Source organism: Anabaena sp. TISTR 8404, assembly GCF_056847745.1.
The window spans coordinates 2,982,906-3,007,205 of the sequence record NZ_CP180578.1 but is presented as its reverse complement, the minus strand read 5'-3'; the positions used below and the strand labels follow the sequence as shown (position 1 = coordinate 3,007,205).

Annotated in this window: 21 protein-coding genes; 13 read left to right on the top strand and 8 right to left on the bottom strand. The window is 38.0% G+C overall.

The genetic code is table 11. From position 1 onward, the window contains the following. Positions 1-22: 22 nt before the first annotated feature. The 4 genes from ACMX3D_RS13075 to ACMX3D_RS13060 form a co-directional block, all read right to left on the bottom strand. On the bottom strand, positions 23-1,936 hold the full coding sequence (locus ACMX3D_RS13075) for a M48 family metalloprotease (RefSeq protein WP_482751829.1): 1,914 nt from the start codon (positions 1,934-1,936) through the stop codon (positions 23-25). Between the two features lie 225 nt (positions 1,937-2,161). After that, a complete protein-coding gene (locus ACMX3D_RS13070; protein WP_482751828.1) occupies positions 2,162-2,857 on the bottom strand; it encodes a nuclear transport factor 2 family protein in 696 nt (231 codons plus the stop codon). 372 nt (positions 2,858-3,229) lie between these two features. Beyond that, positions 3,230-8,641 carry a trifunctional serine/threonine-protein kinase/ATP-binding protein/sensor histidine kinase gene (locus tag ACMX3D_RS13065; RefSeq protein WP_482751827.1) on the bottom strand — a complete coding sequence of 1,804 codons (5,412 nt, stop codon included), beginning with the start codon at positions 8,639-8,641 and terminating at the stop codon, positions 3,230-3,232. 218 nt (positions 8,642-8,859) lie between these two features. Continuing rightward, positions 8,860-9,042 carry a hypothetical protein gene (locus tag ACMX3D_RS13060; protein ID WP_482751826.1) on the bottom strand — a complete coding sequence of 61 codons (183 nt, stop codon included), beginning with the start codon at positions 9,040-9,042 and terminating at the stop codon, positions 8,860-8,862. 224 nt (positions 9,043-9,266) lie between these two features. Between ACMX3D_RS13060 and ACMX3D_RS13055 the strand changes: the two genes are divergently transcribed. Both ACMX3D_RS13055 and ACMX3D_RS13050 read left to right on the top strand, forming a co-directional pair. After that, entirely contained in the window at positions 9,267-10,451 is a 1,185-nt protein-coding gene (locus ACMX3D_RS13055; RefSeq protein ID WP_482751825.1) for an NAD(P)H-quinone oxidoreductase subunit H, read from the top strand. Positions 10,452-10,603: 152 nt separating this feature from the next. After that, a complete protein-coding gene (locus tag ACMX3D_RS13050) occupies positions 10,604-11,086 on the top strand; it encodes a GNAT family N-acetyltransferase (RefSeq protein WP_482751824.1) in 483 nt (160 codons plus the stop codon). Positions 11,087-11,207: 121 nt separating this feature from the next. Here ACMX3D_RS13050 and ACMX3D_RS13045 read toward each other — a convergent pair whose 3' ends face one another. Continuing rightward, the gene (locus tag ACMX3D_RS13045) at positions 11,208-11,804 is read right to left on the bottom strand and encodes a transposase (RefSeq protein WP_482747408.1); all 597 of its coding nucleotides are present in this window, start codon (positions 11,802-11,804) and stop codon (positions 11,208-11,210) included. After that, positions 11,762-12,154, bottom strand: coding sequence for a helix-turn-helix domain-containing protein (locus ACMX3D_RS13040; RefSeq protein WP_482747409.1), 393 nt, complete (start codon positions 12,152-12,154; stop codon positions 11,762-11,764). The genes ACMX3D_RS13045 and ACMX3D_RS13040 overlap by 43 nt, the downstream gene beginning before the upstream one ends. Positions 12,155-12,491: 337 nt before the next feature. Between ACMX3D_RS13040 and petJ the strand changes: the two genes are divergently transcribed. The 9 genes from petJ (at position 12,492) to ACMX3D_RS12995 (ending at position 19,599) form a co-directional block, all read left to right on the top strand. Beyond that, complete coding sequence (gene petJ, locus ACMX3D_RS13035) at positions 12,492-12,827, top strand: cytochrome c6 PetJ (RefSeq protein WP_482751823.1); 336 nt, start codon at positions 12,492-12,494, stop codon at positions 12,825-12,827. A 77-nt stretch (positions 12,828-12,904) separates the two neighbouring features. Beyond that, complete coding sequence (locus tag ACMX3D_RS13030) at positions 12,905-13,822, top strand: tetratricopeptide repeat protein (RefSeq protein ID WP_482751822.1); 918 nt, start codon at positions 12,905-12,907, stop codon at positions 13,820-13,822. Between the two features lie 174 nt (positions 13,823-13,996). Beyond that, a complete protein-coding gene (locus ACMX3D_RS13025) occupies positions 13,997-14,230 on the top strand; it encodes a hypothetical protein (protein WP_482751821.1) in 234 nt (77 codons plus the stop codon). Positions 14,231-14,436: 206 nt separating this feature from the next. After that, a complete protein-coding gene (locus ACMX3D_RS13020) occupies positions 14,437-16,530 on the top strand; it encodes a TonB-dependent receptor plug domain-containing protein (RefSeq protein ID WP_482751820.1) in 2,094 nt (697 codons plus the stop codon). Positions 16,531-16,568: 38 nt separating this feature from the next. After that, positions 16,569-16,865 carry a hypothetical protein gene (locus ACMX3D_RS13015; protein ID WP_482752334.1) on the top strand — a complete coding sequence of 99 codons (297 nt, stop codon included), beginning with the start codon at positions 16,569-16,571 and terminating at the stop codon, positions 16,863-16,865. A 120-nt stretch (positions 16,866-16,985) separates the two neighbouring features. Then, entirely contained in the window at positions 16,986-17,477 is a 492-nt protein-coding gene (locus ACMX3D_RS13010) for a hypothetical protein (RefSeq protein WP_482751819.1), read from the top strand. Positions 17,478-17,777: 300 nt separating this feature from the next. Continuing rightward, positions 17,778-19,055: an EndoU domain-containing protein gene (locus ACMX3D_RS13005; protein ID WP_482751818.1), complete on the top strand. Its 1,278-nt coding sequence runs from the start codon at positions 17,778-17,780 to the stop codon at positions 19,053-19,055. 30 nt (positions 19,056-19,085) lie between these two features. After that, positions 19,086-19,256, top strand: coding sequence for a hypothetical protein (locus tag ACMX3D_RS13000; protein ID WP_482751817.1), 171 nt, complete (start codon positions 19,086-19,088; stop codon positions 19,254-19,256). An 82-nt stretch (positions 19,257-19,338) separates the two neighbouring features. After that, a complete protein-coding gene (locus tag ACMX3D_RS12995; RefSeq protein WP_482751816.1) occupies positions 19,339-19,599 on the top strand; it encodes a MoaD/ThiS family protein in 261 nt (86 codons plus the stop codon). A 494-nt stretch (positions 19,600-20,093) separates the two neighbouring features. On the opposite strand, the gene ACMX3D_RS12990 is transcribed toward ACMX3D_RS12995, so the two are convergent. Continuing rightward, a complete protein-coding gene (locus ACMX3D_RS12990; protein ID WP_482751815.1) occupies positions 20,094-20,618 on the bottom strand; it encodes a DUF937 domain-containing protein in 525 nt (174 codons plus the stop codon). 230 nt (positions 20,619-20,848) lie between these two features. On the opposite strand from ACMX3D_RS12990, the gene ypfJ reads away from it, so the two are divergent. Continuing rightward, positions 20,849-21,697 (top strand): KPN_02809 family neutral zinc metallopeptidase, encoded by an 849-nt coding sequence (gene ypfJ / locus ACMX3D_RS12985; RefSeq protein ID WP_482751814.1) that lies wholly within the window; start codon positions 20,849-20,851, stop codon positions 21,695-21,697. Between the two features lie 202 nt (positions 21,698-21,899). Beyond that, a complete protein-coding gene (locus ACMX3D_RS12980; RefSeq protein WP_482751813.1) occupies positions 21,900-22,223 on the top strand; it encodes a DUF1825 family protein in 324 nt (107 codons plus the stop codon). A 63-nt stretch (positions 22,224-22,286) separates the two neighbouring features. Here the strand turns inward: ACMX3D_RS12980 and ACMX3D_RS12975 are convergent, their stop codons facing one another. Then, on the bottom strand, positions 22,287-24,209 hold the full coding sequence (locus ACMX3D_RS12975) for a transglycosylase domain-containing protein (protein ID WP_482751812.1): 1,923 nt from the start codon (positions 24,207-24,209) through the stop codon (positions 22,287-22,289). Positions 24,210-24,300 lie beyond the last annotated feature (91 nt).

Sequence of the window (24,300 nt, the reverse complement as noted above, 5' to 3'; positions counted from 1 at the left end):
GGGACGTGACATTGTAATGTCTCTACAATTTTTTTATTTTCTGCTGGTAAATTGCTGTGTCTGGTATTTGTTTAAACTTTTTCTCAAATTTTAAGTTACTATTCAACACAAAACAAAATACTGCACCAGGTAATTCAATTTCTTCTAACAGAGCGTCGATAAGTCTTGTGTTATCGGCTTCATGGTCATTTTCCCAAAAACTGAATTTTCGCATTACACCTAGAACATAAAACGGTTGTTCTGGAAAATATTGCACTACTTTCTGCACTAAGTAAGCAGTTGTAATATTTGGGTAACGAGATAACTTCTGACGCAGTTTATCTATCTCGCTATTTGAAAGATCATGTGCTTGAAATTTATCATTAATTTTTATACTAGCACGTTCTTCCTGACCTCGTAAAAGCAAATCATGATGCTGCTCTGCACGTTCTTGATATAATTTTGCCCTCTCATTTTGGCCTTTGTTTTTGAGAAAATAATAAATTATCCGATAACCATCAGATGCTATGTCTATATCTTGAGCGATCGCTATTTCAATATGTTCTATTCCACTGGCATCGTCGTATCTTAATAGGATTTGTCCAAGTAAATAATTAGCTGATACGTGCTGGCTATCTATCTTAATAACTTCTCTTAATAATGGGACTACAGCTTCTTCACCTTCTAACTCAAATGTTAACAATGCTCTGGTAGTTGCTTCTCCTAATGATAACTGCTGTCTTTCAGCTTTAGCATTCAAATTATCTAATATATCCCATGCTTGTTGAATTTCTGCATATTTTTGCCGCCAAGGTGTGGCTATTTTCTCGCACCAAGCTTGACTAAAATCATCTCTAAATTTTTCTAAAGAATTACCTAAATATTCTTGAGCAGCGCTGAGTCTGATCGGTGCAGATACAGCTAATTCTTCTTGAATACCGGGAATAAACCCCAAAGCTTTTAATCTATCTGTGAGGCACGGGTGAGTATCTGCGTTATTAGTTTTTTCAGCAAGTGATTGAGCTAAATAAATGCTTGCTTCTTTCAAAGGTATTCCCTGAGCTAAAGCTGTTTGCATATCTGTATAACTTGCTTTTGGTGGCTCAATTTCTGTATGTACTTGCTGATAAATATCAGACCAAAAGTAATTTTCTAAAAATCTAGCTTTGACCTTCAAATTCATCAGCATTTTAGCAGATGTTTCTACTCCTGCTACCTCGACAGCACATTTATCGGCTTCGTATTCATCTAACCTTGCTAATACAAAAGAATACGCATCAAAAAATGGAATATACCACTGCAAAAATCGCTGAAAAATGAATCCTGATGATTCATTACCACCTTGTCCAAGTCCTTCCTCAATCCTATCCCAAGCTATACGTTGGCGATAAATCCAAGCAGCGAAACGACTGTGATTTCCCGAAATATGTCCCAACTCATGGGCAATCACAGCCCGAAATTGTTCAGGCGGCAATGCTAACATCAATGGTAAACCCACAATTAGATAATTTTGATGCCAGCCAAGAAAACCTAAGCGTGGTCTTTGGACAACGTTAGCCCTAAAATCTGTGGTTAGCAAGATGTGGTGAAACTTCGGAGCTTTTAATTTTGATGAGATGTCGTCAACCAAGCAATATAGGCGGGGTACATCTTTGCGGCGTAATGCTAAGCCTTTGGGTGAGGGAAATGTTACCCAAAGCGATCGCACCAGTATAATAGCGATCGCTAGTAAAAAAATCACAGCTTTCAGAACTGAAGTATGAAATGACTTGGTGTTGAGCATCAACCAGACAATACCTGATAGTAATGCTACCGCCGCAGCTAAAATCAGTAATATATAGGCATAGCCCAACACAGCCAACAACGCAACGTGCAATCTATAAATATGTGGTTGTTGATTAGCAAAAATTTCTAATTTCTGAATTAGCCTATCAAAACGCTGTTGATCGAAAGCCATAAATGTGTATTAGCTTGTTCAATTTGCAATATAGCTGACATAATATCCGCTTGACTTACGTAGAAATGCAGAAGTTACTAGCCACTTATTCTTTGTTTTATCCCAAGTAAAGGTCTAACTGTCCTACCTAAAATATCCGTTTGGATTTGGTTCCTAATTTTTTAGGACAGGTAAAATACCTGTCCTAACTTTTATCAATCTAAGATTAAAATGTGTGAAGCATTGTTATTTTAAGTGAGGGATGTGCGGTCTGTGTGGTTTTTTAGAATTAGTAAGAGAATCAGAAACAGCAGTATTAGAAACAGCAGTGTTGGATACTGAAGTCTGCTCCGACTCAGGAGAACCAGGAGAAGAAAGGTTTAAGAAATCAATAAGTGTCAGAACACGGCGACTAATTTTCCAGCGCCCATTTTTGTTAATAACTGTATCTACATAAGTACCATTAGCAACATCAATGCTTGTATCTGAAAGCTTATGAGTTGCATGAAGGTAAGAAGACATGGTTGCTTGATTATTTTTCACCTCAATATTTATCGAACCCATTAAATGCTGAGTAGCTTGATATCCATTACCTTGAAATACTGCATAGACAAAATCCGCCCAATCATTTGCACCATATCTTGTTTCACTAGCTCCATTTGGAAAAACAGCAGTTATCTCAGCATCTGGAGTAAAACAATCTTGGTAAATATTTTTTCCTTCTTGAAGATTTCCTCTACCAATAGCATCAGTTCCTAATGCGTAACATACTGCCAACTTTTGGATTTCTGATTCTGCATTTGGTTGTGCTGCTCTTGCTACATCAAATTTACTTCCTACAAACAAAACCATCACACCAGCCAGCAAAATCAAGCTTAACCGATTTAATACTAATGACAGCAAATTAGATACTGTTTGCTTATTTTCTCTGTTCTTTTTCATAGAATTAACTTCTTGATACCTGTTTTGTGTTTTTGAATGTCACTTGCTTCAGGCAAGGTTTCGGTTACTTAGCTAATCAAAATCAACTAAATTCTTTTGACTTTGCCATTTAAAAACAATTTTATGCTCAAAAATTGATTTGCTAAATTTTGAACATATAAACATTCATAGCAATTTATCAATAAGATGTAATTGAGGATTACAACTAATTTAGTGTGATAAAAATAGTGCCAATATTATCAAGTTTTTTTAAGAAATTTTCAGTAAAATTACTTTAGTACCATAAAATTTTCATAAATTAATTTCAAAAATAAAATACCCGTTTTTTTGAAAAAATAGGCATCTAAATAAAATGAATATAACTAATAATTATCAACCAGAAATAGGAATAGAAATTCTAAACTCTGTTCCAACTCCTAACACTGACTCGCAAGTTAAACTCCCACTATGATTATCGACAATAATTTGCCGACTTATAGATAAACCTAATCCTGTGCCTTTGCCCACAGTTTTAGTAGTAAATAAATGGTCAAAAATACATGATTTAACTTCTTCTGTCATACCTTGACCATTATCTTTTATTTTAATGACTACATTTTGATGAACATTATCAACTTCTGTTTTGATAGTAATGGTGTTAATCTTATCTGCTGATGTATTAACAGAGGTTGCTTCATCCAAAGCGTCTATTGCATTGGCTAAGATATTCATAAAAACTTGATTAAGCTGTCCTAGATAACAGTCCACAGAGGGAATGCTGCCATATTCTTTGATAATTTGGATAGCCGGACGGTCATAATTGGCTTTTAAGCGATGTTGTAAAATCATCAAGGTACTATCAAGACCATCATGGATATTAGCTGAGACTTTAGACTTAGTATCAGTGCGAGAAAAGGTACGTAGTGAAGTACTAATTTCTCGAATGCGTTTTGTCCCTATTTTCATCCCATCAATCATTTTGGGTAATTCGTCCAGCAGGACATCTATATCTATTTCTTCAGCTTTTTCATCAATTTCGTCGCCAGGGTTAGGAAATGTTGATTGATAAAGTTGTAGATAATCAATTAAATCAGTAATTGCATCTTTGGCTAAGTCAAGATTACCTGTAATAAAGCCAAGAGGATTGTTGATTTCATGGGCTACTCCGGCAACTAAATTACCTAAAGATGACATCTTTTCACTTTGAATAATTTGTAATTGTGCAGTTTGTAAGTCTTGCAGAGACTGAGCTAATTGTCTAGACTTGTCTTGTTCATTAGCATATAGTCTGGCATTTTCAATTGCGATCGCCATTTGAGAAATCAAGACTTTTAACACTTGCACTCTTTCGGGAATAAACGCTCCTGTTGATATTTGATTTTCTAAATAAATAATTCCAGTCAGTTTTGATTGATAAATAATTGGTAAACAAAGCAATGATTTTGATTGTGATACTTGGATATATCTATCGAAGCTGAAAGGTTCATTATTAATTGCATCATTTAAGATGAGATTTTCCTGGGTGCGGAAAACATAATTAATCACAGACACAGGTAAATCTTGATAACTATCAACAGGCATTGATTGTAAAACTGTAACTATATCATCTACAGCATTACCCGCAGCTTCGATATATAGCTGATTATCTTTTACTAGTAGTAACACTGCTTTTTGAGCAGCAGCATTTTCTAGTAAAATTTTGATTAACTTACTCAATAAGTTTTCTAAAACAATTTCATTAGTGATTGCTTGGGAAACTTTAATGAAGGTATTTAAGTCCAAGAAATCACTTAAACCACTACTTGTAGTCGTGTTAGTTGTCATGTGAGTGACATCTAATTTGATGGTAGACGCTTCGGGAGTAGTAATTTGTTTGACTAAAAAAGGATATTTTACTTCTAAGTGTTTAACTTTAGCGATCGCACCCCAACGAATGCAGGCATAATAAGCTTTAGTGATGTAAGTCTCATGAATTAATTCTTTTCCTAGAGACTGATAAAATTTTCCGGCTAACTCATAAGCTAAAGCTTCATCCAAAAGATAACCATTAACTTGTGCTGTTTTAATAGCAAGTTCATAGTAATCCATCGCCTCTAGGTTTCGCTGCAAAACTCTATATATTTCTGCCTCAACCAAATAAAATTTATGCAGGTGATTCATAGGCGCATGAGTCGCCCAGAGTTCCATTTTTCGTTGATTATTTCGGACTTTCTCTAAAATTGCCGACTGCGTTGATTCTGAAGCTATCTGATAATTTGTTAGTTGTGCTAAAGAATCATAAAAATAGAATAAAGTAACTACAAAAAGCCCCGTAACACCACCTAAAGATTTTTCTGCCATTGCAGCATATTCTACAGCTTGCTGATACTCCCCAAATATATAAGCCAGCATCAGCTTATTAACAAATAGGTGGTTTATAGTGTACAAGTCATTTACCTCCTGATGATTTGGTAACATCACTTGCTCATCGTAAGCTTCACCTTTTAAACAGCAAACATTTTCTGGATTATTTTTCAAATTCAACACTGTTTGCAGATATATTGAGTTCCAAGTAAAGGCAACTTGTTGCTGAATTTTTTTCAGTGATTCACAATAAGCTGCAAGTTCTTTCTCTAAAACCCAGAGTTCTTTACCTAACCAAAATGAATGATAAGGATAGATATAGCCGCAGTATCCGGCATATTCTAAATCTCCGGTTTCTAAACCACTTATATATCCTTTTTTAGATGTGATTAATGTCTCTTGAATATGCTCTTGCCAGTGCATCACATGAGCGCTAACAACGGTGAGAATTTTTGCTTTTAGTTCTTCGGCATTAAATTGTGATACTAAATTTGATGCCAATTTACCAAATTCATAACCAATATCAATTTGCCCTTGAACACCGCAAAGAAGTAATCCATATAAACTGTAACCATAGGCAGAAACAGATGTATTACCATATTTTAAGGATAAAATAACCATTTCATAGGCAATAAGAGGCATTAATTCAGGTGCAGTTTGAAAAGCTGCGGGGAGAACTCCCATCAAAATTCTCATTGCTGCTATCTTTTGCGGATCGGTCATTAATGGTAAGTTGATTAAATCTGCGATCGCTCTGCCTTGTAAATTAGCTGTAATCTCCTCTATTCTTTGTTCATACTCAGCAGCTGTTGGTTTATCAGGAATTTTAATTCCTAATAATTCCAGAACTGATAATGCTGTTTGAATAGCTTTTAGTTGTTGACTTTGAATGATAGAAGCGATAATTTGTACTTCGTATACCTTCACTTTATCTAGTAAAGTTTGAGCCTCCAGCAGCACTACATCAGCCCATTGCTGCATCTGGGCAAAATTCCCCCCAAGATAAGCAACTTCAGCGCCATCTTCATATAAGCTTATTGCTAAGTTATATTCACTTTGCCAAGCATCTGTGCTTAAAAGTTCTATTCCGATTTTGTAATATTTCAAAGCTGCTTCATAAGCTGTAGATGCTTTCGCCTTACGTCCTGCAATTAAATTTAACTTTGCTAATTCCGTCTTTTGAGATTGTTCAACTAACGAAGTATTACCTACATTTAACTGGTTGACAATATCAAAAATATTAGCTTCTATTTCTTCTTTTGCTGTATTTTCAACAAGCAACTGACCTATTTTTAAATGAGTTGCTTGCTTTTGAGATTCTGGAATTAAAGAATAGGCAGCTTGTTGGACTCTATCATGTAAAAACTTATAACTTATTCTTGCAGTTTCAAATTTTAACTGCACCGCTTCTTCTTGATTAAACACTAAAGGAATACGGTAACTTTCGTTTAACGGCAGAATTAACCCAGCTTGTAAAGCAGGATATAACTCATTTGCTGTTATTGATGATGATTTTTCATTGATGATTGTCAAAACATCGAGGCTAAATATATCACCTACACAAGCGGCTAATTTTAACACTTCTTGGGTAACTTGTGGCAACTTTTGTAACCGACTCGCAACTAGTTCTACAACATTTTTATCAGTGATGCCAATTGCTTGAATTTTTTCTAAATTCCACTGCCATTGTTGAGAGCAAAAGTCAAAGTTTAGCAAATTTTCTTGATAAAGTACTTGCAGTAATTGTGTTAAGAAAAAGGGATTACCACCTGTTTTATTAAAAATCAATTCTGCTAATTGGCTAATTTGCTGTTCAAAAGCTGTAGACTTTGTATCTTTGATATATCGACTCGCTTGTAGAGTGTCAGAAATCAGTTGCTTAACATGAGTGAAATCTAAAGGTTTTAAGACAATATTATTCACATACTTGCCAGCAACCTCAATTTCTGCGATTGTCTGAATTAAAGGATGAGTGGGATTTACTTCATTATCTCGGTATGCACCAATGAATAGTAAATATTTGCTGTTGGTATTAGTTGTTAGCAGTTTAATTAAATTTAAAGTAGCAGAATCTGCCCATTGTAAGTCATCCAAAAATATGACTAATGGATGTTCTTTTTGAGTAAAAACTTGGATAAATTCTTCAAAAACACGATGAAAGCGATTTTGTGACTCTGTTGCTCCCAATTCTGGGACTTCTGGTTGTTTACCAATAATTAATTCAATTTCGGGAATAACATCAGTAATAACTTTGCCATTTGTACCTAATGCTGCTGATATTTTAGTTTTCCAAATGGCAATTTTTTCTTGATTCTCTGTTAACAAGCAACGCACTAAATAACTAAAAGCTTGAATTAACGAAGCATAAGGAATATTCCGCTTTAATTGGTCAAATTTACCGGAAATAAAGTAACCTTGGCGTTGGGTAATCGGTTTATTGACTTCATTAACTAACGCAGACTTGCCAATACCAGAATATCCAGAAACAAGCATAATTTCACTGCTTCCAGAATTAACTCGCTCAAATGCAGCTAAAAGTTCATCAACTTGTGCTTCTCGTCCATATAACTTTTGTGGGATTAATAACTGACTTAAAATATCTAAACGTCCTGGAGTAAAGTTAGTAATCTCACTCTTAGTTTTTAATTGTTCAAGACAAGTTTCTAAATCAACTAATAACCCTGTGGCACTTTGATACCTATCTTCTGCATTTTTTGCCATCAGCTTCATCACAATTTCTGAAACTGCGGTAGGAATTTCAGGATTTAAGAACTGAGGATTTATCGGCGGAACAGCAATATGTTTGTAAACAACTTCGAGGGGGTCTTGGCTAAAAAATGGTAGTTGCTGAATGAGCATTTCATATAAAGTTACGCCCAGAGAATAAAAATCGCTGCGATAGTCAAGAATGCGGTTCATTCTCCCTGTTTGTTCAGGCGACATATAGGCGAGTGTGCCTTCAACACAGTTAGGATTAGTAAATTGAGGAGTTTCTTTATTTAAACGAGAAGCTATCCCAAAGTCAGCCAGTTTAACCAGATTTGTTTGCGAATTAATGATGATGTTACTGGGTTTGATATCTTTGTGAATAATTTGGTGTTGATGCAGATAATCTAAAGCTTTAGTTAGTTGAATAGTAATTTTTAAAGCTTGAATTACATCAAGTTTGTCTGTCTGGAGGATTTGTGCTAAAGACTGTCCACCAAAATCTTCTAATAATAGTCCTACACGATGACCAAAATTTTCTAAACTGATTGCTTTAATAATATAGGGAAAGTCTAATTTTTGCTGAATTAGATATTCGTTCTTCAGTCGAGTAAAAGCTTCAAGAGATGGATATTCTTTTTTTAATAACTTGAGAATAACTTGTTGCTTAGTATCAGGAATTTGTGTGCGATAGATAATCGTTTGAATTCCTTCATGGAGAGTGGATATGGTTGGATATTCTGTGAGATGTGCCATTTTTTTATTTTAAAATTACAAAAAATAAAGTAAAAATTTGCTAATTATGGAATAGCTGATTGTTTAATTATTCCCACTGCGCCAGAAATTCTCATCATTATGTAACTTAATGCCTTATATCAGTTTTTTTTGGTAAAAACTTGTAGTTAAAACTGATAGAAATATACAAAGGCAGATTTAAGTCAGCACATTTGGGATTATGGGGAATTTGATTAAATTCAGGAAATTACAAAGTTCAGCCAAAAGGCGATCGCTACCTTCCATCTAAGTACAATAATGCTGTAAAAGCTACTGTACTTGTACTTAAAATAGGGAAAATAGAGCGATCGCGTCCTAGGAGAAGAACTTTCCACTTCACTCACAAGGAGTTGAAAAAATTCCGATGCCTCAATTTCCGGCATCTCAAGCTCCATATAATAGTTGAAGAAGTGAAACAAAAAGAAACATCATAAAATCCCTCTGCTGCCACCCCTTCTCCAACAAACTCATGTATTGGCAATAGATACAGGGTTTACCCTGAAGATATTGCCCCTACAAACTTGATTTTGGCAGACACGATTTTATCGGTCTGGTTGGCATCTACGCGGTTCCATTCAATTTTTGATCATGGGAGAACACGGAATTTATGGCCAGAATAGAAACCCGTACTGAACCAATGGTGCTGAATATGGGGCCACACCACCCCTCAATGCACGGGGTTCTGCGGCTAATTGTCACATTGGATGGCGAGGATGTCATTGATTGTGAACCGGTGATCGGCTACTTACACCGAGGAATGGAAAAAATTGCCGAGAACCGCACCACTGTTATGTATGTTCCCTACGTTAGTCGCTGGGACTACGCAGCGGGAATGTTTAACGAAGCTGTCACAGTTAACGCCCCAGAAAAGTTAGCTGGTATTGCTGTTCCTAAACGCGCCAGCTACATCCGCGTCATTATGCTGGAACTCAATCGCATCGCCAACCACTTGCTGTGGTTCGGCCCGTTCCTCGCTGACGTTGGCGCACAAACTCCCTTCTTCTACCAGTTCCGGGAACGGGAGATGATTTACGACTTGTGGGAAGCGGCTACAGGCTACCGCATGGTAAATAACAACTACTTCCGCGTTGGTGGTTTAGCTGCTGATTTACCTTATGGTTGGGTAGATAAATGTCTGGAATTTTGCGACTACTTCTTACCTGTAGTTGATGAATACGAAAAGTTAGTTACCAATAACCCTATCTTCCGCCGTCGTGTTGAAGGTATTGGTACAATTACCCGCGAAGAAGCAATTAACTGGGGGCTGTCTGGCCCTATGTTACGCGCTTCTGGCGTAAAGTGGGATTTACGCAAAGTTGACCATTACGAGTGCTACGACGATTTTGACTGGGAAGTTCAGTGGGAAACTGCCGGTGATTGTTTAGCCCGTTACATGGTGCGGATGCGGGAAATGCGCGAATCTGTGAAGATTATCAAGCAAGCCATCAAAGGCTTACCCGGCGGCCCCTACGAAAACCTCGAAGCTAAACGCCTAGCTGCTGGCAAAAAATCCGAGTGGGATGCTTTTGATTACCAGTATATCGGCAAGAAAGTTGCACCCACCTTCAAAATGCCCAAAGGCGAAGTTTATGCCCGTGTTGAAAGCGGTAAAGGTGAATTAGGCATTTATCTAGTTGGTGATGATAATGTCTTCCCTTGGCGGTGGAAAATTCGCCCAGCAGATTTCAACAACCTGCAAATTCTGCCTCATTTATTGCGGGGTATGAAAGTCGCAGATATCGTCGTTATTCTCGGCAGTATTGACGTAATCATGGGATCTGTAGACAGATAAGGGATGATTCTTGTAGGGTAGGCATTTTGCCTGCCCGAAAATACAAGGGTGTGTTACGGCAATGCAAAGACTGGAGCGTTAAAAGTCAAAAGACTATTGACTACAGTCCATTAACTATGGACTAATGACTATGGACTAATGACTATGGACTAATGACTGATTTAATTCTGCGTTTTGCTGAACCAGCTGATAGCAATGTACTATTTCAATTAATTAAAGAGTTAGCCGAGTACGAAAAATTATCTCATGCCGTAACTGGAAATGTTTCGGCACTCAAAGAGCATCTATTTGGTTCGCCAAAATATATCGAGGCAATCTTAGCAGAATATCAAGGTCAGGCTGTAGGCTTTGCCTTGTTCTTTCACAATTATTCTACCTTTCTCACCAAGCCAGGAATTTATCTTGAAGATTTGTTTGTTTTACCAGAGTATCGCCGCCAAGGTATTGGTAAAGCGCTTTTGACTAAACTAGCCCAAATTGCTGTAGAGCGAAATTGCGGACGCTTAGAATGGAGCGTGCTTGATTGGAATGAGCCAGCACAAGCATTCTACCGCAGTATGGGAGCCACCATTTTAGATGATTGGCGAATTTGTCGCGTCACAGAAGAAGCAATAAAAAATTTAGCAGCGAAGTAATAAAAAAGAGATTAGAGGCTAGTAATTAAAGAGTAGTTCTTGTAGGTTGAGTGTAACAAAGTGGAACCCAACAATTATGTTGGTTTACGCTACGCTCCACTTGTTACAGCAGATTTGAGGTTCATGAGGTACAGTAGCAGCAATTAGTAAACCAATTTTTTAGATGCTTTGGATCAACTAGTTTCAGCGCAATTTTAATTAAACCATCAACGACAGATGCACTCTTGGGAGAAAATTGTTTCAGAAAAGCTTTTAATTGTGACCACCAATGTTCAATTGGATTGAATTCAGGAGAATAAGGAGATAGATAAAGAACACTTGCTCCCACTCCTTCAATCAAAAGCTGAATCTCTTCGACTTTATGAGCAGGTAGATTATCCATTACAACGACTGCACCAACCCATAATTGCGGAAGTAAAAAATGTTCTACAAAAACTTTATATGCATCTCCATCCATTGAGCCGTTTAAAGTCATCACCGCTAAAACTTTCTTTAAGCTAATTCCTCCGATTACACTTATTTTTGCTCCCCGGTAATATGGTTTAAAATTATACGCTCTAGTGCCGCGCTCGCTTCTTTGATGAGTCCTAGTTAAGCCAAGTAAAACACCCATTTCATCTATAAATACAAGGTTTTCTGGGTCTACTTGCTTTACTTTCTCCCAATACTCTATTCTCAGTTTTTGGACTCTTTCTGTTTTTCCTTGGCTGCTACGCAAAGTCTTTTTTTTCGAGTTAATTTTTGTTTTTGTAATGCACAACACATCACACTTGCACACACCCAAACGTTGTATTTTTCTCCAAAATATTCGCAATATTCCAATAAAGTTGCATCTGGGTAAATTTGAACCATTTCGGCTAATTCGCTCGCGAAATCATCTAGCCTACCCTTCATGGCTCCACCTTGCTTTTTGGGTTCTAGATGTCCTTGCACTCTATGAAGTTGGATTAGCTTTTGCACATAGCTTTTTGCTACACCAAATTGCACAGCAACCTTTCTTATTGAAGTACCACCCTTTTCGTAAGTATTTACTATTTTTTCTCGTAAATCGATTGAGTATGCTTTCATTTTAAGTCTTGATGCACCAATACTATGTGTACCTCATTTACCTCGAAAGTGCTGTATGTAATATTATTCTATCTAATCTCTAGCCTCTAACTTCTATTTTCAAGATAGATAGGAATCTCAATTTGAAATTCTGATTTTTTTAATAAAAACTTAAGCACAACACCTGATTACCGCTGACCTACTACTGTCAACTCATGTTAAGCATATCAAGAAGGCAACTTTTCTTAATCATTGCGGCGAAGTTTGACAGCTTGTCTTTTGACGAAGGCAATTTAATCAATTGAAAATTATAAAGTATATTGCACCAAATCCGCTTTGGTCTCAGAGGGAACACTAGATGAAAAAAATGATTTCAGTAGTGCTGTTAGGCATTGCTATCTTCACATTTGCCTTTAGCAGTCCGGCTTTAGCAGCAGATAGCGCTAATGGCGCTAAAGTATTTAGCGCTAATTGTGCTGCTTGTCATGCAGGTGGGAAAAATTTAGTTCAAGCTAACAAGACTTTGAAGAAAGATGCTCTAGAAAAATATGGCATGAACTCAGCAGAAGCCATTATTTCTCAAGTGACAAATGGTAAAAATGCTATGCCTGCTTTCAAAGGTCGTTTAACATCTGCTCAAATTGAAGATGTAGCTGCTTACGTACTAGGAGAAGCAGAAAAAGACTGGAAGTAGATTAGTATATCTTTCTACAAACTGCGGGACTAAGTGTCCCGCCAATTCTATATTTGCCAAAATTATTGCTAATACTTATGACTAATTTTTGGCGATTTTTGCTCAGCTTGGTAGTTTTTTTTTCTCTAATTTTTGGCATTACATCTTTACATTCATCACCTGTATTGCTTGCTCAAAATATAGTGAGTGATGCTTTCGATTTCGGTGTGATGCAGATGCAACAAGGCAATTATGAGGAAGCAATAGATTATTTTAACCAAGTAATTCAGCAACAGGAAAAAACTGCCGCTGCTTACAGTAATCGCTGTCTTGCTTATCTTGATTTACAAGATTACCATCAAGCGATCGCTGATTGCAATCAGGCAATAAATTTTGCACCAGATAATGTTGAAGCTTATCTAAATCGAGGTTTGGCGCATTACAGGCAAGGTAATTATTTAAGTGCAATTGATGATGATAATCAAGCGATCGCTCTTAAACCTAATGATTTTCGCGCTTATTATAATCGCGGTGTAGCTTTGAACGCGCTTGGTAATTACACAGATGCAATTACTGATTTTAATTTAGCATTAACGCAAATTCCTCAAGTAGCCAATTTATTGTTTGTAGATATTTACAACGATAGGGGTTTAGCTTTTTTTCATCTGCATAATTTCGCAGCAGCAATGCACGATTTTAATCTAGCAATTCGTTTCAATGTTAGCGATTATAGAGCTTATTTTAACCTGGGTTGTGTGTGTGGTCGTAATGGAGACAACACAGGAGCAGTCAGTAATTTTTCTGAAGTTATTAGGCTAGATTCTCATAATGCCCAAGCTTATCTTAATCGAGCTGTAGCTGAGTATAATTTAGGGTATCATCAAAGAGCGATCGCTGATTTAAATAAAGCATCTGAGTACTTTGAACAGCAAAATCAAAAAGTTGCCTACAATAAAACGATACATATCCTCAAGCACTGGCAACATCAAATCCAACTGGCCATACAAGTAGCTTAGTAACAAATTCTTATTGATCTCAAAAAGAATTAGACAGACATATATTCAATATTTATGTCTAATTATTAGATTTTAAAATATTGAATTCTCATAGTAACTTTGCCAACATCGAAATTAGATTAGACAAAAAATCAGTTAAACAGTCTAATCTTTGAAAAGTAAGGAGTAAAATCAATGGCAAATGTTGCAATTAATGAGTTAAATGTTATCGGTTCTGAACTGTTTCACAATTCTGAAAGTTTTCTTGATGAACTAACTAGCCAAGAAATCACATCTCTTGCGGGTGGATTTGGGTTCTTCACTTTTGGTTTTGGTGGCTATGGTGGTCACAGTAGCAGCTATGGTGGGGGAAGTTCCAGTGGCAGTTACGGTGGCGGCTATGGTTTTGGATATAATTCCTGGTGTTAAGCGCTAATTAATAGCAGAGTTAGAAGCTACACCAAATAAATTTGTGTAGAGACGTTTCATAAAACGTCTTTACACAAACGAATAAATTGTATCTTCATCAAGAAAAGGTCTTACCAATAAATACGACAGTATGTCGTTTGACAAGATTTTGCAGTACCAGCAACAATACCCATTGGTGATTGTTGTTACTGGGTGTGAAAGAGTACGTGAAAAATAATTGTTGGCTGCTACTTGCTTTACCAAATTTACTGATAACTTTACCTGCTGCGGCTATTGATACTGAAATTAAACAGCAACCTGGCGGTGAATCAACTCCAGTAACTGCAAATATTCCTAACTTGCAAGAAATTGAGTTACCCATTACAAATGCTGAATTACTAACTCAAGAAACTGATTCCAACGAAGAAGTTAATCAAGAAACTCAGCCAGAATTAGAAACACAACCTGCTGAAGATGCAGATATTACTACAGAAGTAATCGGCGAACAAGATACTTTATCTGGGTCTACACCTGTTTACGTCATCGAAAAAGAAGAAATCCAAAAACAGGGTGCTACTAGCGTTGCTGATGTTTTAAAAAGATTACCTGGTTTTGCTATTAATGATGTCGGTCGTGGTGCAGATATTCATACAGGTACATACTATCGCGGAGCTTCAATTAATCAATCGGTATTTTTGATTAATGGCAGGCCGATTAATAATAATATCAACACTTATCACGGTACAACTGATTTAAATAGTATTCCTGTAGAAGCAATTGAAAGAGTAGAATTATCGAGCGGAGTAGCTTCTACATTGTATGGTTCCTCAACTTTTGGCGGAGTTGTTAATATCATTACCAAAGAAGGTTATGGTAAACCTAAGCTAACTGGTAGCGTGGAGTATGGCTCATTTAGCTTAAATAATCAACAAGTGAGTTTCGGTGGTTCAGTTGGTGATGCTAGATATAATCTCAGTTTTGAAAGATTTTTTACAGATAACCGTTATCGTGTTCCTGTAGGCGCAGCTAACCGTGATGCTCAAGGTTTTTTATCTAATGCAGATACAGCCACAAGTACTTATTTTGCTAACGTCGGTATAGATTTAAATTCCAGAAATACTTTGAATTTAGATGTGACGACACTCAGCAGTCGTCGAGGTTTAATTTTCTTTGGATTCCCGTTACAAAGAGACCGTTTAGACCACAATGGCTTAAATATTGGTTTGTCTTGGAAAGCTCGCTTAGGAAATGGCGATCGCTCTAATTTAACAACTACAATTGGTTACAATCAAGACTATTTCAGTACATACGGCCCCACTGGCAACTTTTATCGTACAGGTGCTTTAGATACACAACAACTATCAGTCAGAATAGACCATGAGTGGCAATTAACCCAGAACAATAAATTACGTTGGGGATTGGATTTAAAAAACACTGACTTAAACGGTGATGTCCTAAGTACCGACCCAACTCGCATAGCTAATAATGAAACTGAAAACAGAAATTTATTAAACACAGCTTTATTTGCTGTTAATAGTTGGAATATTAGCGAGAATTTTCAACTAGATTTAGGACTCAGACAAAACTTTGATACAGAGTTTGGTAATTATCTTAATCCTAGTGTGGGTTTACGTTATGCACTCACACCAACAATTGCCATGCGCGGAAGTTGGGCTGGCGGACAACGTAACCCAGGGCTAGATCAGTTATATGTTTATGATACAGTTCATGGTTGGGAACCAAATCCTGATTTAGAACCAGAAACTGGCTCTACTTGGACTGCGGGAATAGATGTTAAATTCACAGAAAATTTAACTGGACAGTTTACCTATTTCGGCAGCAGTATAGATAATCGTCTGGGCGTGGTCGCAGGACGATGGGCAAATATTGGCCTAGTAGATACTAATGGTTTAGAAGCAGCATTACAACTCAAACTAAATTCTGGTTGGTCAACTTTCCTCAACTATACTTATACAGATGCCCAAATCAAAACAGGTACAGAAAGAGGTTTACAACTTGGTCTGATTCCTTATTCATTACTCCAAGCTGGAGTTGGTTATCAAAATTCAGGTTGGCAAGCTAATTTGTATATGACATACAACAGCGGTGCGCGTCGAGCTTTATTTAACAGACCTGGCGACCAAATTACAGATTTTGCCCCATCGTATTTCAATTTAGATTTTAGTGGTCGCGTCCCTCTAGCTGGCAATTTAGGACTGACGGTTTACTTAGAAAATTTACTAGGTGAGCAATACGAGCGAGTTAACCGCATCTACAGTCCTGGGTTTACTTTCCGTTTGGGCTTAAGTTCCAGTTTGTAGACAAGAGATCTACGCTCCAATCAATTAAAATGGCCGATATGAAAGCCAGAATTGAAAATCAAGTATTGTTTCTTCACCACGAAGATTTGCCAGAGTTTAAAAAAGGCGGTTCAGTGGTGAGAAATTCTTATTTTTGGGCGCTACGTTCGATTGCGGGTCGGGCTTCGCGTTATAATGATTGGGAATACGAACCAGAAGTTTGGTTTGCGCTCAAGCGAATGCTGTTATCGTTTGCTGAGTCTGGGTACTTAGGTTACAGAGAAACTTTGTTGGAATTTCCCTTAGATATGGGAGAAATTCCTGATGTGCTGCGAGATGTGTCAACTTGGGAGTAATGTTGTAACATTGTCATTCGCCATTGGTCATTTGTGCTTGGTTATTTATTACGAATGATTTAGGGTTACTATGACAGGAATTAACCTAGCAAGATACTGCAACTATTTATCTCAATAATCATGAGCGTAAACATATTAGACAATGCAGATTCTTCAGAAATTAGAGAATTGAGAGCAGAAATACTGTCACAACGTATTCTGGGAAATGTTTTGTTTGAAATTAAACAAATAAGCTCTGATGTCACAATTGAAAAACCTGAAGACTTAATCAAAATTATAGATTTATTTGTTAGTCAATTTGGATATGCTGGACTTAGCGATCGCTGGCAAGAAATCACTCAAGAAGCGGCAAGTAAAATTTTAGTATTTGTTCTCACAAAAGATTTGGCTTATTCATCAAAAATCATGACAGTAGAAGCCGCAGAACAAATTTCTACTAAGATGTTCAACTTTTTTAAAAGCAACTGTCAGTTTTTCACCAACGCAGTATTTGTCAACAACTACGCTGCGCTTAGTGCTTGGGATTCTTTAACAGAAGCAACATTTGACACGGGTGTCATTTTTATAAATGATACACTGATTGGAATACTCTGGGTTAAAGATGAAGACTAATCAAAAAATATCATTGAAAGACAAATATCCCCGCCTTCTTGAAGAAGTCGGGGATATTGCTTTTTATTTAAATAGGTAATTACAGGTTTAACTTATATTTAATCAGAATTTAATATAAAACGAGCAATTTCACAAACTATATTACAAATTAAAAATGCAAAATTATAAATATCACGCATATTTATAATTTTGTGTTTTCTCTTGATTACTTCGTTATCAATGAAGTAATTTAGCGTATTTCCTTGACTATTCAGGTTCAGAATCAACTACTAATTAACTCAAGTAACCAACCAATTAAGTATGTCTAAGTTAGCGTTTCCTTTAAAAATATCAACAGGCGCAGTTATACTGCTTACTTTTTGTGTAAATAGTGCTAATGGTGTCACACTTTCTGAAGGATTTGAAAGTGGTACAAAAGGAAGTTATGCAGCAGCTGATGTGAATCTCAGCACAGGCTTATGGAATATGAATGATGCGCTGATTGGGGATCTCAGCACTGATAGAAAAAGTGGCGCAAAGTCGGCCCGCATTCGCAGTAGTGGTAGAGTTTCAATGAGGTTTGATCGCACTACAGGTGCAGGCACTATTACTATCAAACACGCTAAATTTGGTACTGATGCTAATACTACTTGGGGTGTTTGGTGTTCAACTAACAGTGGTTCTTCATGGATACAAGTCGGTTCCACTGTTAATACCACTTCTACAACATTGCAAACAGCAACTTTTACACCCAACATCTCTGGTAGCGTTCGCTGTGAAATTCGTAAAACTGATGGAACCGCCAACAGAACCAACATCGATGACATTGTAATTACTGATTATGGTTCTTCCGGTTCCGGTTCTTCTTCTCTACCAGCGGGTTCTGTACCTTTCTTTGACGATATCGAAAACCCTGTGTCTGGGTTAGCTTATGGTAGCCCAGCTGATGTTACACCTTCAGCCCCACCCCTCAACAGCTTTGATACAGCAGTAGTTAATCTTTGTGGCACTCCAGGTACAGTTGTGAGTCGCACTGCCTTCCAAACTATGATGAATAATAATCCTACTGTATTGGCAAATATTAAAGGTTATGTAGGAGGATATCTCGTATTAGGTCGTACTTCCGATGCTCAGTTTTTGGAAGATTTAACCAATATCTGGTTTAATGTTGCAGGTTTTGATCATGTATTTTGCGGAGAACCAGTTCAAGGCGGTTCCATTGGTGGGATGCATTTTGTTGGTCGTTATGTACAGTTACAAAATCAAGGTTTAGCAGGACGACTGAACAACAATACGTTTAACGAAGAAGTAGTTCCTAACACAATCTACACAATGGGTGCGATCGTTAAGGTAGGTACTGGAACTGCTCAGTCTACTATCAAAGGTTATCCTTACACTCTCAATGCGGAAGAAATTTTGTCAAAGGCATCTTTAGGTTACAAGAATAACCCCAACACTAGCAGCACTAACCAAGCATGTCTTCTCAGCGTCACCGATGAGGGTAGAACTTTTAAAGCTGTATTCGTCAGAAGATCAGGCGGTATTCGTACTTTTTATCCTGATGCTACTCCTGACAGCACTCCCAATTGCACTCAGTAATAAACCAATCAAGGGTATAGGAGTATAGGTGTGCAGGGTGTAAGTCAGCAAAACACCTACACCCTGCGCTATTCTCAACAGACAACCTTTTCGATTAGTTCAGTTTACTTTTCTCATCATTTTTCTGGGCTAATGGATGTTAGTATTTTTGCTAATCACCCTAGCAACATTCAAGTTGTATTGCATGGTGATACCAAGTGACAGTTTCTCAAGTGTTACATCATTTTTCTGTCTGTTTGAGAAACTTAAGATTGAGAATACTTCCAGAATGCCAAGCTTTTGTATGTCTAAATCTGCAATCACAGTCACGGTAAAATTATTCGCTGCTTACCAAGAAGCCTTTGGGGTTCCAGAATTGGCGCTGGAATTTCCGGAAGGTACACCTGTAAAAGCAGTGTGCGATCGCCTGATTGTGGAACGCCCAGAACTCGCCAAATGGCGCGACATCACTCGCTTTGGTATCAATTTAATTTTTGTGGAACCAGATACATTGCTGCAAAATGGTGATGAAGTGGTACTGATTCCTCCTGTGAGTGGAGGATAATCAAAAAGTTAAAAGTGCTGAGTGCTGAGTGCTGAGGAAAATATTCTTGCTTGTTAGTCTTTGTTAGGAGATGGTTCGGGGACGATGTAAAGTAGGAGTTTTTGATTGCGGCGGAGAATGGTTAGTTGCGATCGCATTGGAGTGCGATCTGGTGTTAATAGGTTTTGTAAGGCATCAAGTAGTTATCCATCAGTAGTTGAAGAGCGATCAGCAAAATAATCAGGGGATACAAATCGCGGATCTCTAGTCATGTCTGCCATTCCTATCGGCTCAAAATGATACCAATTTGAAAAATAATTGCGACAGATGGAGTGCTGAAAAGCTTACCAACCAACCTTTTCAGAATCCAAAATCTAAAATCCAAAATGGTATGAGTCAGGAGACAAGGAAGCTATGCTTCTTTTCTCTTGTCTCCTGTCCTTCTTTTTTGATCCTGACAAGCAAGACCAAATTTTGCCAACTAAATTTGTAAATTAATTTTTAAATCAACTTGATCATCTGCCAAGGTATTGACTAGCCAAGCGAATAGCATCAGCAATGTCAACATCGCCATCTCTGTCTGCATCCAAAAATGTACTCAACACTGAATTTCCGCCAGATTGAGGATTTTGGGCATTTGCACCTGATTGCAAGAAGTTTAGAACTACAGGCACAATTAAGGGGAGTAACTGTTGAATAGTTCCAGCATCTAAACCTGTGCGCTGAGCAACCACCTCAGCCACTTGTTGTTGCATCCCAAGAGAAAACAGCGAATTCACAGCTTGGGGATTAGGTGAAGTACCAGCATATTGATTTACCAAAGCTTGGGCTTCGGCTTCACCATCTGTAGCTTGCTTTTCTTGTAAAGAGGAACGTACATAATTGCCCACAATACCCAAAACAGATTGGATAGTAGAAGAATCTGCACCAGTGCGATCGCTCAACTGTTGCACGGTGTTAATAATACCTCCCAGTTGACCCAAGCTACCTTGTTGATTGGGATTAGCGACAGCACCAAGAATTTGGTCGAATAGTCCCATAAATTTTTTCTCCCTGAATATCGGTTTTATAGTTTTGCAGGTTAATTGAACTGTATCGTATTCACAACCTGTCTGAAGAATTACAGTTATTTGTTGCTGGTTAAACCCCAGGTAGAAGAACTTCACCAAGGTAATCAGTAATATCAAGAGAGTAGAGCTAAAAGGTAGGTATAGATTTTATCTGACCTGCTGCAATTGTGCTTTGTATGTGATTTGGGCAAGCAGTAATTATGCGTTGGCAATTAGGTCGTCGGAGTACAAATGTAGAAGACAGAAGGGGAATGCGGGTTTCAGCTCCTGTAGTTGGCGGCGGGATTGGCGCACTGCTGCTATCGTTGCTAGTGGCGCTCTTGGGTGGTGATCCACGAATAATTTTAGAACAGAATAACCGACCAAGCGATCGCCCAGTCACCCAATCACCGCAGAAACCAGCCCAAGACCAAATGGCTGATTTTGTCTCCGTAGTGCTGGCGGATACAGAAGACACATGGAGCCAGATATTTCAACAAAGCGGTAACAGATACGTTGAGCCGAAGTTAGTGTTATATTCCGATGCGGTGGAATCTGCTTGTGGGTTTGCGCGTGCGGCCGTGGGGCCATTTTACTGTCCCCTAGACCAAAAAGTGTATATTGACTTGAGCTTTTACCGTGATTTAAAGAACCGCTACCAAGCACCAGGCGACTTTGCCCAAGCTTATGTAATTGCCCATGAAATTGGACATCATGTCCAAAATTTGCTGGGAATTTCTGATCAAGTGCGATCGCTACAACAACGAGCAGATCAAGTAGAAGCAAATCAGTTATCTGTGCGCCAAGAACTCCAAGCAGATTGTTTTGCGGGAGTTTGGGCAAATCGTGCGGAGCGATCGCGCCAAATTTTGGAGACTGGTGATATCGCAGAAGCCTTAAACGCTGCTAGTAGTATTGGCGATGATCGCTTACAAAAACAAGCCAAAGGTTACGTAGTGCCAGAATCTTTTACCCACGGCAGTTCCGCCCAACGAGTCCGCTGGTTTAAGCGAGGTATTCAAACAGGTGATCCACAGCAATGTAATACATTTAAAACAGCGAATCCTTAGAGATTATCTGGAGTCATGTTAATTCAAATATTGATGCTGCTTTTCAACATCAAGCCACTAAAGTCAAGTGTTGGAATCTAGGTCAAAAACCGTACTTCAACCGAAGTTTGTTTTTTAAATAAATCCCCTAGACTAGAATAAAAATATAAGCATCACTCACTATAAGCTGCTGAGTTCCAGTACTCAGTTTAGTAAAAGTAATATGGGATTCTTTGACTCTGAGATAGTTCAGCAAGAAGCAAAAGAGCTTTTTGAAGATTACCAAGCCCTAATCAAACTTGGTAATAATTATGGCAAATTTGACCGCGAAGGCAAAAAACTGTTTATTGAACAGATGGAAGCCATGATGGATCGCTATCGCATTTTTATGAAGCGCTTCGAGCTATCAGAAGATTTTATGGCGCAAATGACAGTAGAACAGTTAAAAACCCAATTAGGTCAGTTTGGTATTACTCCGCAACAAATGTTTGACCAAATGCACTTTACTCTAGAGCGGATGAAAGCTGAACTAGAAAAACAGCCTTAAAAATCTTAGATTTCAGATTTTGGATTGAGGATTGGTCATTAATCCAAAATCTAAAATCCAAAATTAATTTGACTTTGGTCTAGGAAACTGCGAAGGAGACTTGAATTTTTCTACTGGTACACCTTTGAGAGCCTTAGTCATAAAATCTTTCCAAATAGGAGCCACCATACCACCACCAGTTGCACTGCTGGCTAATTGTTTGTTGTCATCTCGGCCTACCCAGACCGCAGTTGTTAATTGTGGTACAGTACCAACAAACCAAATATCTTTTTCTGAAGATGTTGTACCTGTTTTACCTGCTGCGGGACGATCAATTGCTGCCGCTTTACCAGTTCCTTCCCTAACAACTGTCTCCATCGTATTAATAATTGCAGCCGCAGCCCAAGGATCTAAAACTAACTGGGGTTTAGGAGTATTGTCTAGCAAAACATTACCACTACTGTCAGTAATACGGGCAATGATTGTTGGTGGAGATTGCCAGCCATAATTAGCAAACGTAGCATAAGCACTCGCCATTTCTAGTGGTGTCACACCGATCGCACCTAAAGGCAATGAAGTTACAGGTTCCATCGGACTCATAATTCCTAAAGTCCGACAAGTTTCTATCACTTTAGACATCCCAACAGCTTTACCTATCTTAATTACCGGGATATTGCGAGATTGGGCTAAGGCTGTGCGAATAGGCATTGGCCCTCTAAACGAACCATCGTAGTTTCTTGGGTAATACCAACCATTACCATCTCGATAGCTCACCGGAGAGTCATCTACTGTTGAATCTGGTGTATATTTACCAGTAGCAAAGGCTGTATAGTAAACAAATGGTTTAAAAGAAGAACCTGGTTGACGTTGAGCTTGAGTTGCTCGGTTAAACTCGCTCGCTTTCGAGTCAACACCGCCTACCAAAGCTTTTACAAAATGTGTACGTGGATCAATAGCTACTAAAGCAATTTGATTTTTGTATAAGCCTTGACTAAGAAGATTTTTATGCCATTTTTTGACAGTATCCTCTGCCATGATTTGGAATTGAGCGTCAACTGTCGTTTGAACTCGCATTCCACCTTTAAGTAGTGCATCACGCCCAAACTTTTTCGCTAATTCCTGGGACACAGTGTTAGAAACATAAGGTAGAGCGCTACCTTGGAAAGACCTGATTCTACCTAGTTTGATTTCTTGTTTAAGAGCATCATCATATTCTTGCTGAGTAATCCATTTCAACTCCAGCATCCGCCCCAGAACTTCTTTTTGTTTTTGTTTTGCCAGCTTCATACTTGCAAATGGGCTGAATTCTTCTGGCGCTTGAATTAAACCCGCCATCATGGCAGATTCAGCAATAGTTAAATTTTCGGCGGACTTATCAAAATAACTGCGTGCAGCTGTTTGTACACCGTAATTATTATGACCCCAATACACTTGATTGAGGTACATTTCTAAAATCTGGTCTTTGGTTAAAATTTGCTCTAGCCGAATTGCCAATACAGCCTCGGCTAATTTCCGAGTAATGGCGCGTTTTTGTGACAAAAACAAATTTTTGACCAACTGCATGGTGATGGTAGAACCACCTTCCTTCACACCACCTGCAACTGCGTTGACGACAATGGCACGTCCCACACCTGTAGGATTAATTCCGTGGTGATTGTAGAAATGGCTATCTTCACTAGCTAGTACAGCCCGTTTCAAATTTGGCGAAATTCTATCTAAAGGCACGACTTCACGGTTAGCTTCCCCGTGAACACTGGCCAGCAGTTTACCTTTAATGTCATAAATATAAGTTGTTTCTGTTGGTAAAAAGTTTCGCAGTTGTCTAACATCCGGTAAATTGCGGAAACTAATAGCTAAACCAACAAGCCCTCCAGCTACAATAGAGCTTGTCAGCATGGTTATTGATAAAAGAGTACCGCCAGTTATCTGACCTACGCCTTTGAAAAACTCAAAACCTGATGAAGGCCGACGTTTTGGCTGCTTATTTTCAAGAGTCCTAGACGACACGGTGATATCACTTCCTCACTTGTAAATTTAACTGTAATTCATCCAAATGCAGCAAGGTGGTTAATTTTTTGCAATTATATTAGTTTGGCAG

Excerpts from the sequence above, each read along its gene's own strand:
- ACMX3D_RS13075 (WP_482751829.1), bottom strand. The coding sequence starts at position 1,936 with ATGGCTTTCGATCAACAGCGTTTTGATAGGCTAATTCAGAAATTAGAA.
- ACMX3D_RS13070 (WP_482751828.1), bottom strand. The coding sequence starts at position 2,857 with ATGAAAAAGAACAGAGAAAATAAGCAAACAGTATCTAATTTGCTGTCA.
- ACMX3D_RS13065 (WP_482751827.1), bottom strand. The coding sequence starts at position 8,641 with ATGGCACATCTCACAGAATATCCAACCATATCCACTCTCCATGAAGGA.
- ACMX3D_RS13060 (WP_482751826.1), bottom strand. The coding sequence starts at position 9,042 with ATGCCGGAAATTGAGGCATCGGAATTTTTTCAACTCCTTGTGAGTGAA.
- ACMX3D_RS13055 (WP_482751825.1), top strand. The coding sequence starts at position 9,267 with ATGGCCAGAATAGAAACCCGTACTGAACCAATGGTGCTGAATATGGGG.
- ACMX3D_RS13050 (WP_482751824.1), top strand. The coding sequence starts at position 10,604 with ATGACTGATTTAATTCTGCGTTTTGCTGAACCAGCTGATAGCAATGTA.
- ACMX3D_RS13040 (WP_482747409.1), bottom strand. The coding sequence starts at position 12,154 with ATGAAAGCATACTCAATCGATTTACGAGAAAAAATAGTAAATACTTAC.
- petJ (WP_482751823.1), top strand. The coding sequence starts at position 12,492 with ATGAAAAAAATGATTTCAGTAGTGCTGTTAGGCATTGCTATCTTCACA.
- ACMX3D_RS13030 (WP_482751822.1), top strand. The coding sequence starts at position 12,905 with ATGACTAATTTTTGGCGATTTTTGCTCAGCTTGGTAGTTTTTTTTTCT.
- ACMX3D_RS13025 (WP_482751821.1), top strand. The coding sequence starts at position 13,997 with ATGGCAAATGTTGCAATTAATGAGTTAAATGTTATCGGTTCTGAACTG.
- ACMX3D_RS13015 (WP_482752334.1), top strand. The coding sequence starts at position 16,569 with ATGAAAGCCAGAATTGAAAATCAAGTATTGTTTCTTCACCACGAAGAT.
- ACMX3D_RS13010 (WP_482751819.1), top strand. The coding sequence starts at position 16,986 with ATGAGCGTAAACATATTAGACAATGCAGATTCTTCAGAAATTAGAGAA.
- ACMX3D_RS13005 (WP_482751818.1), top strand. The coding sequence starts at position 17,778 with ATGTCTAAGTTAGCGTTTCCTTTAAAAATATCAACAGGCGCAGTTATA.
- ACMX3D_RS12995 (WP_482751816.1), top strand. The coding sequence starts at position 19,339 with ATGTCTAAATCTGCAATCACAGTCACGGTAAAATTATTCGCTGCTTAC.
- ACMX3D_RS12990 (WP_482751815.1), bottom strand. The coding sequence starts at position 20,618 with ATGGGACTATTCGACCAAATTCTTGGTGCTGTCGCTAATCCCAATCAA.
- ypfJ (WP_482751814.1), top strand. The coding sequence starts at position 20,849 with ATGCGTTGGCAATTAGGTCGTCGGAGTACAAATGTAGAAGACAGAAGG.
- ACMX3D_RS12980 (WP_482751813.1), top strand. The coding sequence starts at position 21,900 with ATGGGATTCTTTGACTCTGAGATAGTTCAGCAAGAAGCAAAAGAGCTT.